Origin of the sequence: Pseudoalteromonas sp. (genome assembly GCF_041613455.1) — a bacterium.
In the GTDB taxonomy this organism is placed as follows: domain Bacteria; phylum Pseudomonadota; class Gammaproteobacteria; order Enterobacterales; family Alteromonadaceae; genus Pseudoalteromonas.
Genome location: NZ_JBFJHD010000098.1, coordinates 1 through 11,435 on the forward strand (window position 1 = coordinate 1; position 11,435 = coordinate 11,435).

7 protein-coding genes and 1 pseudogene are annotated in these 11,435 nt (G+C 45.6%); 6 read left to right on the forward strand and 2 right to left on the reverse strand.

Annotated features, from left to right (window positions below):
* The coding region (locus ABYB02_RS10240; protein ID WP_372762364.1) for an ATPase at nucleotides 1-2,241 on the forward strand (2,241 nt) is incomplete at its 5' end.
* Nucleotides 2,242-2,344: 103 nt separating this feature from the next.
* Nucleotides 2,345-2,893 carry a DUF4136 domain-containing protein gene (locus tag ABYB02_RS10245; protein ID WP_372762365.1) on the forward strand — a complete coding sequence of 183 codons (549 nt, stop codon included), beginning with the start codon at nucleotides 2,345-2,347 and terminating at the stop codon, nucleotides 2,891-2,893.
* 83 nt (nucleotides 2,894-2,976) lie between these two features.
* On the opposite strand, the gene ABYB02_RS10250 is transcribed toward ABYB02_RS10245, so the two are convergent.
* On the reverse strand, nucleotides 2,977-3,489 hold the full coding sequence (locus ABYB02_RS10250) for a peptide-methionine (S)-S-oxide reductase (protein WP_372762366.1): 513 nt from the start codon (nucleotides 3,487-3,489) through the stop codon (nucleotides 2,977-2,979).
* A 203-nt stretch (nucleotides 3,490-3,692) separates the two neighbouring features.
* Between ABYB02_RS10250 and ABYB02_RS10255 the strand changes: the two genes are divergently transcribed.
* Nucleotides 3,693-5,549, forward strand: coding sequence for a TonB-dependent receptor plug domain-containing protein (locus ABYB02_RS10255; protein WP_372762370.1), 1,857 nt, complete (start codon nucleotides 3,693-3,695; stop codon nucleotides 5,547-5,549).
* 161 nt (nucleotides 5,550-5,710) lie between these two features.
* Here the strand turns inward: ABYB02_RS10255 and ABYB02_RS10260 are convergent, their stop codons facing one another.
* The gene (locus ABYB02_RS10260) at nucleotides 5,711-5,974 is read right to left on the reverse strand and encodes a YkgJ family cysteine cluster protein (protein ID WP_372762367.1); all 264 of its coding nucleotides are present in this window, start codon (nucleotides 5,972-5,974) and stop codon (nucleotides 5,711-5,713) included.
* A gap of 148 nt (nucleotides 5,975-6,122) precedes the next feature.
* On the opposite strand from ABYB02_RS10260, the gene ABYB02_RS10265 reads away from it, so the two are divergent.
* The 3 genes and pseudogenes from ABYB02_RS10265 to ABYB02_RS10275 all read left to right on the forward strand — a co-directional run.
* Nucleotides 6,123-7,298, forward strand: coding sequence for an efflux RND transporter periplasmic adaptor subunit (locus ABYB02_RS10265; RefSeq protein WP_372762368.1), 1,176 nt, complete (start codon nucleotides 6,123-6,125; stop codon nucleotides 7,296-7,298).
* Nucleotides 7,299-7,300: 2 nt separating this feature from the next.
* The gene (locus ABYB02_RS10270) at nucleotides 7,301-10,450 is read left to right on the forward strand and encodes an efflux RND transporter permease subunit (RefSeq protein ID WP_372762369.1); all 3,150 of its coding nucleotides are present in this window, start codon (nucleotides 7,301-7,303) and stop codon (nucleotides 10,448-10,450) included.
* A 124-nt stretch (nucleotides 10,451-10,574) separates the two neighbouring features.
* Nucleotides 10,575-11,435: pseudogene (locus ABYB02_RS10275) on the forward strand (RNA pseudouridine synthase); the annotation flags it as partial.

Here is an 11,435-nt window from a genome sequence, read left to right on the forward strand (position 1 = left end):
ACTATTTATAAAGAGATTTTTCGCCGTATTCTAAACCTGCATAAGCTCGGTGCCGCCGACGTTAAACGCTTTATGTTGCGGGTATTTGAGCGCCATATGTCAAACTCAAAAGTTGACTTTTATGAGGTCTGGCGTCGCTCGTTTGATAAAGTAAACCGCGCTAAACGCGAACTTAAAGCCCTCGAATCAATGCAAGAGCCCATCGCCGCGTTGGAATCCATGCTGGAAAATCAAACCGTGCTAAAAGGTAAATTGGCCGCGTATGCTCCCAAAATTGACCAAGCACTGATTGACTTTGATAGCTACCAAGAAACACAGCTAAATGAGCTTAATAGCGCGCTGGAAGACATCGAGCACGAAAAACATGAGTTTGAACAAAAGCAAAGTTTGTACGTGCAACAGTCACGGGATATTGAGCGCAAGCAAACGCAAATTGAACAGTGGTTTTTAGACTACAATGCACTTAAACATGAGTTTGAGCTGGTTAACCGCGCCACGCTTAAAAGCAACGTGGCGCAGCTAAAACAAGATTACGAGTCCCTGTCGCACTCTATAAATAGCGCGCAAGGGCAAAGCTTGCATACTCTAGATTACCGCATTAGTGAAACGCAAAAACAAATTAAGAGCTTAAAACTGCAACTTAAAAACCTCGAATTTAATTTGTTTACCCGCATGCGCGAAGATCTCTCGCTAAAAGAAGTGGAAGAAATTTCACGGATTTTAAACCCCGATATCCTGTCGTTTGCCACCACCAGCAATGGCGATATCAGCATTGATGATGAAGACGCATTTGGTGCGTTTTTAGCACTGTTAAGCGACAACGTAAAAGGCGGCGTACTCACCCTACCCGGCGCCACTATTAAACTGAAAAAGCTGTCGCCGGTGCAAATGCAAAGCGGCGAAAATAAAGAGCAGCTCAGCGCACAACTCAATGCCCTTGAGTTGTCATTAAAACAGTTTAAACAACAGCGCGACGTCGCCGCCAATGTGGCCGAAAAGCAAACCGAAAAAGACGCGTTATATGATGAGCTAATGAACGCCGAGAGCGCACTGAAACGCTTAGAGCAGTTTACGGTTATGCAACAGTCGGTAGACGCACAAGCAATGCTGAAAGAGCAATTACTTGCCGAGCGCGACCAAGTAGATGACTACTTACAAGACATACAAAAAAACAGTGGCTCTATTAGTGACCGACGTGCGTTAATCAAATCAAAGCAAGCACAAATCAACCGTCAAATTGAGCGCCTGCAACAAGTTAAAAGCGAGCGCATTGATCACACGTTGGATTTATACAGCGGCAAAGTCACCCCGTACATGATAGATATTACTATCGATTTTGATAACTTAAGCGATTTAGTTCATCACTTTAATAAAGACTGCCAAGCGCTGCGTAATTTTGACATTAATGTGCGTAATACCTATTTGCATATTTATAACGCGGGTATTACCAAATTCGATAACGAAAACGATGAGTTTACTAAATACCAAAAACTAATTAGTGCGTTTCATAACATAGATAACGAACGCGACGCTGTGGAACGTCAAGCCCGAGTAGCGTTAACCGAAGTAGCAGCGACCATTAAAGGGCTGCGCGAAGACTTAGATCGGCTGCGCCGAGAAATGAACAGCTTTAATAAAGGCATTAGCCAGCACCGTATATCTAACCTGCAAGCGTTTAAAATTAACGTAATACCCCGCAAAATGCTGGTCGACAGTATCGATACCATTATCAGTACCTCACATCAGTTTGAACACGGTGACACGCTCGATTTACTCAGCCAAGAGCCGATCAGCGAAAGCGCGGTAAACGAAGCGAAAGATCATTTAATTAAACTGGCCGCGGATAAAGCCGGCTTAACGCTCAGCGATTTATTTGATATTCGTTTTGAAGTGGTGAATCGCGCCGGCGAAACCGAGCATTTTGAAAAAATTGACTCTGCCGGTTCCAACGGTACTCGCATCACCATTAAGTTATTATGTGGTATGTTATTTATTCGTTACTTGTTAAGCTCACAAGAGCAAAACTTATATCGTATTCCTATTTATATTGATGAAGCCGCCGACATTGATCCGCAAAATCAAAAAGCCATCATAGAAACGGCACTTAGTTTTGGCTTTGTGCCAATATTTGCCTCGGTGAAGCCACAAATCAGTTGCGACTACATTGTGCCTATTCGCGCGGTGAAAAATGGTGCACAAAACTGGGTTGATGAAAAAGATTGGATTGAAGTTGAACATTAATAATTAACCAATGGTTCAGCTATAACAGCTACACTAGAGCTAGCAGCTTAAATATTGCATGGTTACATAACCTGTACTATTTTATAAAAAATGGAGCAAACTAATGAAAAATATATTAATTATTGCAGCACTGGCGTTGTTAACCGCCTGTACGCAAACCGCTGATTGGGATTATGACAAGTCGGCTGACTTTGCTAATTACAAAACGTTTGCTTGGGCAGAAAATGCCGATTTAACTAAAGACACCAACAATTATCAAATTAATGCCTTAATGGAAAAGCGCGTACGCAGCGCCATTATCAGTGAACTTAGTCAAAAGATGGGCATGCGCTTAACCGATCCTGCCAATGCCGATGTGTTAATAAATTACCATGCCTCGGTAGATAAAGAGCTTGATGTGAGTAATTTTAGCATCGGCTATGGCGCGCGTTGGAGTTCGTGGGGTATGGGCTATCACAACGATATTACTACCCGTGAATACGAGGTAGGTACCCTGGTTATTGATATTGTCGATCGTGCCTCAAACCAGCTAGTATGGCGTGGCGCTGAAGATGGCCGCTTAAGAAAAAACCAATCGCCTGAACAACGTGAACGCTCAGTTAAAAAAACCGTGGCTAAAATTTTAACTAACTTTCCGCCACATCAGCAGTAACCATCAGATTTTCTTGGTTAAAAGCTCACAGTTTGTGAGCTTTTTTGTGGCCGTTTGTTTTTAGTGATTAAGCACATTGTTAACTATGGCGTTTTATACTTATGCAACAATTCCAGCGGAATATGGCAATAGTCATCGGGGTGATTGGTTAAGCGGTCTTGGTGCTCAGCATCGCTTGGCACATAATTGGTAAGCGGCTGTACTTTTACGGCTATTTTTTGGGCATCGTCTCGCTGGTTTATATACTCCCTCGCAATGGTTAAATGGCTGCGGTCTTCACTGTAAATCGCGCTGCGGTATTTTTCGCCTACATCATCGCCTTGTTTATTAATGCTATAGGGATCAATAATTTCGAAAAAATAGCCAATTAATTGATACAGGGTTACCGCTTGGCTATCAAAGGTTACTTTGACGCACTCGGCATAGCCGTCGTATTCACCTTGGGTGGTTTTTGTGCTGCCATTGGCGCGTCCCGCTTCGGTGCTTAGCACCCCAGGTAAGTGCCGCATAAACTCTTGCACGCCCCACAAGCAGCCACCGGCAAAATACAGAGTCTGCTGATGGAGGTGGCGATTGCCGCAGTCAGGTGTTTGCATGATAAAAAATTCCAATGTAAATAAATTATAGTGTTGCTGGTTGCAAATTTGTAACGCACAGCGTGATTATGAAATGCAGTTTTCGTGTATTAATGTACAATACCGCCCACAATCAGCTGGGCTTAGTGAGCCTACTTTATCACGCCATCAACAGTGATAGGCATTTAATTGTTAACGCAATTACCGAATATGAGAACCACACTATGAACCGTGCTCCGCACCTTATACTACCCGTCGTTATTGCCAGCGTATCAACTTGTGTGTACGCCGCAGAAGACACGCAACAACCCACTACTATCGAACACATAACCATTGAAGTATCGCCAACGGCTAATACTTTGCCTGTCGGCTCCTTTGACTCACCTATCTCTAATTTAGAATACGACCCACGGGTTGATTTACAATCGCGCAATATGGCCGAGGCGCAAGCGGACGTCACTATTCGTGGCGGCATTTTTGAAAACACCGGCTTTAGAGTCGGTAGTGCAACCTTACTCGATCCTCAATCAGGTCACTATTTTGCCGAAATCCCTATTGCACCGCAGATGCTAACCAGCGCTCAAGTATTAACCGGTGCTGATAATGCACTTTATGGTATGAATAGTTCAGTAGGTACTGTTTCATTTGCTTGGAAACCAATAATAACAGGTGGCAGTGTCTCTTTGGGCGCAGGCTCAAATGACTTTAACCTACAAACAATTCATGCAAGTGTGAGTACTCCACTTGAGACAAACGCTAATTGGCGTATTGGTTTTGAAGGTGAATATTCGCACTCGCAAAGTGATGGCTCAATTGAGTTTGGCGATCACGACTTTACTCGCCACTCTGCGCGAGTACAATTAAGCGGCGCACAATCACAAACTGATTTGTTTTTTGGCTCACAAGAAAAGTTTTTTGGCTGGCCAAACCTATACACCCCGTTTGGTGTGAATGAAACCGAAGCGTTAAAAACGCAGTTATTAATGCTTAATCATCAGCAAGCTTATGCACGCGACAGTGAATTTGAAGTCTCGGCGTATTACCGTAAGCATAACGATCACTATATTTTTTCCCGTGAAAACCCCAGTGCGTTCCAAGCTTTTCATCAAACCGAAGTAACCTCACTCGCCGTGTCGGGCCGTCATGGTTACTCAAAGGCCATCGCGCTAAATTATTCAGCGCAATATATTGCCGATTCTATTGAGTCAACCAGTCTGGAAAACAATTTTACCTCGCGAGATTACTTAAAAATCAGCGTGTTGCCCGAGTTCACCACGGCACTTAGCAACACGCAACAGTTAACGCTGCGCGTGGGTGCTGCCTTTGATAATAACAACCGCGATGACGCTGATGTGTCACTGATTGGTGATGTAACCTTAAACACGCAACATAGCGATGGCACAGCGCGTACAGTCTATTTATCGTATGCAGAAGCAAGTCAAGTGGCAGGTTACACCGCCATTGGTGGTAGTGAATCGGGCGGCTTATTTAGAAGTAACCATAACCTAGAGCGCGAAACCAGTAAAAACCTCGAGCTGGGGGTTTTATTCGAACAACCAAGCTGGCAGCTGAATTCGGCGCTTTTTTATCGCCAAGATCACAACCTAACCGACTGGACATTTAGCTTTGACTCAAGCTCGGCCCGCTTTGCTGAGCCGGTTGATATTGACACCACTGGCGTTGAGTTATTAGCCACTAAGCAGTTTGATACTAGTGAAATTGTTGCCAGCTATACCTACTTACATAAAACAGAAAACTATGGCTCTGATGCGGTGGATGCCAGCTTTTATGCACTTAACTTTCCCGATCACCGCGTAACGCTTGGCGCCGTTTGGACACCAACGGATATAGTTGAGTTTCGTATTGATAATGAGTGGCGCAAGCAACACCGTAATGCGCTGCGCCGCTCTGCTGATGAGGCGTTGTTTACCCAGCTAAGCTTAAAAATAATGCCCGCTGCAGTGAAAAACTTTTTTATTACGCTCGCGGCAGATAACCTATGGGATGAATCGTTTGAAGACGTACCCGGCACACCTGGGCGTGGCGAACAATACACGCTAAGTGCTACTTATAGTTGGTAGCTGCTTAAGCTCGATAAGCTCGGTGTTTACTGTAAACCCCGAGCTTGCTCACGAGAGAAGCCATCACTGTTATGGTTAATGCTACTCTACAGCAAAGCGCCTGTTATAGGCTTGGTGAACAATTTACTTTACCGGCCATCGCCGGCAGAAAAACTAATTGACTAAGTCATTTGCTCAAGCTCAGTGATCAGCGTAAATGCTTGTGCATTTGTGCTACCACACACATCAAGGGTGGCGCTAAAGTCACTGCATACCTTTGGCCGGCTTGCATCACCAAATAATTTACACAAATTACGCTCATCAAGCTGAATACAACGCTCCCCTGCTTTTTTACCGTTAGGCATTCCTGGGATCGCAGAACTGATGCTTGGCGCAATACAACATGCTCCGCAGCCTAAGCGACACGCCATAGACGCTGTTTTCATAATAACCTCTGTCAAAAATTTGTAGATACATAGCTCAAATCCGCATTGCGCCTTGATACTGTGTAATGCTTTGTTACATCTTTATACACCCAGTAAACATATTATTGCGTATTATTTAAACGTCACCACAATAATGAAGGAATGCCCTGTGGCTTCTAAAAAACAAATAATACTGCCGCTTGCCGTACTGGCAGGCGGAATTGCCTTAGCTGTTGCATTTTCATCACTTAAAACCCCGCCCGAACAAAAACCACTGCAAGACACTCGGCCGTTAGTGAGTACGCAAAGTGTGCAGTTAGATACCCTTACTCTCGATGTCACGTCGTACGGCATTGTCAAAGCAAAAGATGAAACCGTGCTCATCGCGCAAGTAGGCGGACAAGTCATCGCCGTAGCTGATCAGTTTGTTGCCGGTGCGTTTGTAAAGCAAGGCGATATTTTAGCACGAATTGACGCAAATGATTACGAAGCCGACTTAATTGAGGCACAAGCCGGCTTAGCGCAAGCCAGTTCGGCGCTGGAAATAGAGCGTGCTCAAGCACATGTAGCACAAGCCGAGTGGGAGCGGATCAAGTCAGACAGCAGTGACGCTATTGCCTCTGAGCTGTACTTACGTAAACCGCAACTGGCCGAAAAAATGGCCCGTTATCGCTCTGCACAAGCCAGTGTCAAACGCGCAAAACGTAATTTAGAGCGCACCTATATTAGAGCCCCGTATGATGCGATTATTAAGCAGCGCGATATCAGTTTAGGTTCGGTGGTTAATCAAGGGAGTCGTTTAGGGGAGCTAAGTGCCACCTCTGTGGCACACATTCGCTTACCGGTTGCCGACAGCGAACTGCAATACTTACCCAATGGCGGCTTAGGGGCCAATGTAACGCTGAGCGCACAATATGCCGGAAAACTTACCCACTGGCCTGCAACCATAATTCGTAGCGAAGGGGTCATCGACGCAAAAAGCCGGATGAGCTATTTAGTCGCGCAGTTCTCAAAACCGTATAGCGCGCCAAGCCAACCGCTGCGTTTTGGCAGTTATGTAAATGCCAGTATTGAAGGGCGCACCATCAGCGACGCGATTAGTGTGCCACATCATTTAGTGAAAAATAATAAAATAGCGGTGCTAAACGACAATTTAACCCTCTCCTTTAAAACACTGGACATTGTACGTGAACACAATGGCAGGGTGATCGCCCAAGGTGGCTTAGTTGAAGGCGAGCAACTTATTACCTCGGCGCTTGAGTACCCCAGTGAAGGAATGGCAGTGAAACGCGACACGCCTGCAACCACCAGCGATGTTACCCAGCTTGCGCTTAAAGAGGATTAACCATGAGTACACGTGAAAAAGGCTTAATTGCCTGGTTTGCTCGCAACCCCGTTGCCGCCAACTTATTAATGGTATTTATATTAATTGGCGGCATTTTAACCGCATTTACTATTCGCAAGCAGATGTTTCCGCAGTTTGAAAGTCACTGGATCAGTGTACAAGCTGTATATCCTGGCGCGGCACCGCAGGAAGTAGAAGAAGGCATCACCATAAAGATAGAAGAAACGCTGGAAGGCACTGAAGGCATAAAGCGGTTGATCACCTATTCAAACCGCGGCTTTTCACAGGCCTGGGTAGAAATTGAAGAACACTATAACCTGCAAGATGTGCTCGATGAAATAAAGGCTCAGGTTGACGCCATTAATACCTTTCCCGCCGGTATGGAGCGCCCGCTTGTGCGGCGCGATAAGTTCGAACAAGAAGTGATGATTCTGGCGTTGTATGGCGATATGAGTAACTACCAGCTAAAAGAGCTGGGCAATGATATTAAAGATGAATTACAGGCGTTGCCCAATGTCAATTTAGTTGAATTTAATGGCGGACTAGATTACGAGATTGGGATTGAAGTCAGCCCAGATAAACTGCGCGAGTACGGCCTAACCTTTCGCGATATTGCCAGTGCAGTACAGAGCTTTTCGGCCAACATGTCGGCGGGACAAATTCGCTCTGACAACGGCTATATTTCAATGCGCGTGGAAAAACAAGCCTACCGTGGCAGTGAATTTGCCAAATTACCGCTGATCACCCTGCCCGACGGCGCGCAAATATTTTTAGCCGATGTGGCCACCATTAACGATGGCTTTGCCGAAGGGCTGCAGTACTCAAAATACAATGGCAAAAACTCCCTATCGTTTGAAATAAAGGCATCTAAAGATCAAGATATTACCGATGTCGCGGGGGTGTTAAAAAACTACCTAGCCAGCAAACAAGCGCAGCTGCCTGCCAATGTGAAACTGGCCGCAATTGTCGATTTCACCTACTACCTTGAAGGCCGCCTCGATATGATGGTCGACAATATGATTTGGGGCGGTATGCTGGTGATGTTAGTGCTGGCATTGTTTTTACCCTTACGCTTGGCGTTTTGGGTGATGATGGGCTTGCCCGTGTCGTTTTTAGGCGCGTTTTTATTTATGCCGATTGGCTTTTTAGATGTCACCATTAATTTAGCTTCCCTGTTTGCCTTTATCTTGGTACTGGGCATCGTAGTAGACGACGCTATTGTGGTGGGTGAATCGGCTGGCGCCGAAATAGAAAAACACGGTCACAGCTTAGACAATGTGGTACGTGGCGTGAAACGCGTGGCCATACCTGCCACCTTTGGGGTACTCACCACCATTGCCGCCTTTTTACCGCAAACGCTTGCCACCGGCCCCGGTGCAGCATTTTCTAAGGCAATAGGTGGAGTGATTATTTTATGTTTAATTTTCTCTCTGATTGAATCAAAACTCATATTACCAGCGCACATTGCTGCCATGAAAGACCGTAAACCGAACCCTAAAAACCCCTTACATCGTGCGCGTAAAATCATGGATAGTGGCTTAAAGCGCTTTGTTGATAATTACTACACGCCGTTTATTGGCCACTGTATTCATTATCGATATACGGTGATTATGGGGTTTCTGTGTTTACTCATTGTCAGCGCCGGGATGTTTGCTGGAGGCTTAGTTAAGTTTGTGCCTAATCCGAAGATCCCGCATGATTTTCCGCGTATTAATATCGAGATGAACCTAGCGTCATCGGAGCAAGCCACGCTTAGCACCGCACAAACCATCGAAAACGTATTATTAAACGTCGATCAACAATTGCAGCAGCAATATGGCCAAGCGATGATCCGCGATTTATCGGTGAGCTTACGCGGACGCACACAAGCAAGCATTATGGCAATTTTGGTGGAGCCCGATTTGCGGCCTATCGACACCTTTGCCTTAAGTGCTTTGTGGCGCGACAATATGCCTGCTCTACCAGGGGTAAAAAACCTCACTATTTATGACAGTATTATGAGTGGCGGCCGGGACGATGGCGATATTAGCTTTAAGCTCGAAGGTAAAGATGCCAACCAGCTTAAACAGGTAGCGGCTAAATTAACCGCCAAGTTGCAAACCATGGAAGGGGTGGGCGATATTAACGACTCTATGCAAAGCGCTACCGACGAAGTGCAACTGGACTTAAAGCCACTGGCTTATAGCATGGGCTTAACTCTGGCCGATGTCGCTTCGCAAGTGAGCTTTAGTTACTACGGCCTAGAAGCGCAACGTATTTTACGCGACGGCGAAGAAATAAAAGTGATGATCCGCTACCCCGAAGACAAACGTAATTCGATAAGCGATATACAAAGTGTGCGTATCATCACGCCCAGTGGCGCCGAAGTGCCGCTCAGCGAAATTGCCGCGGTAAAACTGGTTGATGGCGTGAACCGTATTCGCCGCGAAAACGCTAAACGCACCGTTAACGTGTGGGCTGCGGTAAATACCGACGTCGCCGAGCCGTTCGCCATTGCCGAAGATATTCGTGATAACTATTTACCCCAATTGCTAACCAGCTACCCCGGAGTGCAAAGCGCAGTGGCTGGACGCATTCAAGAAGAAATGAACAGTGCCGATGAGCAAAAGCGCGACTTTGCCCTGTCGTTAATTATTATATTTGCGTTATTGGCCATTCCACTGCGCTCTTATTCCCAACCCTTGATCATTATGTCGGTGATCCCATTTGGCGTCATTGGTGCCATGTTTGGGCATATGCTGCTAGGTATGACCATGAGTAGTTTATCTATGTTTGGCATTATTGCTGTGGCTGGTGTGGTGGTGAACGACTCATTAGTGATGGTTGATTTTGTTAATAAAGCGCGCAGCGAAGGCACGGCAATAAAACAGGCGGTGATGCAAGCCGGTGCACGGCGTTTTAGAGCCATATTACTCACCTCGGTCACCACCTTCATTGGCGTGATGCCGATTATTATGGAAACCAGTTTGCAGGCTAAAATAGTGATCCCCATGGCCGTGTCACTCGCCTTTGGGGTGTTATTTGCCACCGTAATCACATTGTTACTTATTCCCTGCTTGTATGTGGCCCTTGAGGATATCAAGTGCTTAATCGCCAAACTGCGCTCTCAGCCTGTTGCAGTGAATGGCGAAGCGGCTGAGCATAAAATGTAATAAATCCCCATCCCAACTTAAAAAGCTCGGTCGCAACCACCGAGCTTTTTTCTGCTCGCTGTTAAACCACGCAAGCTACTTGCTCGGTCAACACGCTTAGTGCCCTCGCCATGTTTATGTTATTATGTTGGCTAATTACCTTGTTAACTCATTCATCATTATATTACCCATGCCAAATATTGCGTCTTGCTTTACTGAATTTACTCAGCCTGTTGCTCACCTTACCTTGCCCGATAAATTCACCTTTCCATTTTATTATCAACCTGATGCAATCTCAGTGTTGGCTGTTGAGCAGCTACAACAACAACTTGAGTTACACATTCCGCCAACGCACCACGACGCAGACAGTGGTAAAATGTTTGGGGTATTAGTGGTGCAAAATAGCCAACAACAGCTGGGTTATTTAGCCGCGTACTCGGGTCAACTTGAGTCCCCTGTTAACGGTGCGATTAATTTTGTGCCGGCGGTGGCCGACATGCAATTACATGATGACGAATATTTAGCACAAAGTCGCATTATTAATGATATCAATGCCGAACTTGAGCTGTTAGAAAACAGCGAGCAGTTTAATACTATTCAGGACGCATTTAACCAAGCAACGAGCAGCTACCAGCAACAATTACTTGCTCAGCAAGCTGTGATGAGAACCACGCGAGAACAACGTAAACAGCAGCGTAATGATGCATTGCAGCAGCTAAATGACAGCGAACGGCAGCAATTACACACCAGGTTAGCGGCACAAAGCATTGCTGAGAAAAAACAACTGCACGTATTAAAACAGCACTGGCAAAGCAAGCTTGCTGCATTGCAACAAACACTCGATAGCTATAACAGCAACATTGCACAGTTAAAAAAGCGCCGTAAAACACTCTCTAAAAATTTACAAAAAAAGTTGTTTGCGCAATATCAGTTTTTGAATGCCGAAGGCAACGTCAGTGATCTTAATTCCATTTTTGCCGCCATTCCTGAGCAATCCCCACCCGCG

Excerpts from the sequence above, each read along its gene's own strand:
- ABYB02_RS10260 (WP_372762367.1), bottom strand. The coding sequence starts at position 5,974 with ATGAAAACAGCGTCTATGGCGTGTCGCTTAGGCTGCGGAGCATGTTGT.
- ABYB02_RS10245 (WP_372762365.1), top strand. The coding sequence starts at position 2,345 with ATGAAAAATATATTAATTATTGCAGCACTGGCGTTGTTAACCGCCTGT.
- ABYB02_RS10255 (WP_372762370.1), top strand. The coding sequence starts at position 3,693 with ATGAACCGTGCTCCGCACCTTATACTACCCGTCGTTATTGCCAGCGTA.
- ABYB02_RS10250 (WP_372762366.1), bottom strand. The coding sequence starts at position 3,489 with ATGCAAACACCTGACTGCGGCAATCGCCACCTCCATCAGCAGACTCTG.
- ABYB02_RS10270 (WP_372762369.1), top strand. The coding sequence starts at position 7,301 with ATGAGTACACGTGAAAAAGGCTTAATTGCCTGGTTTGCTCGCAACCCC.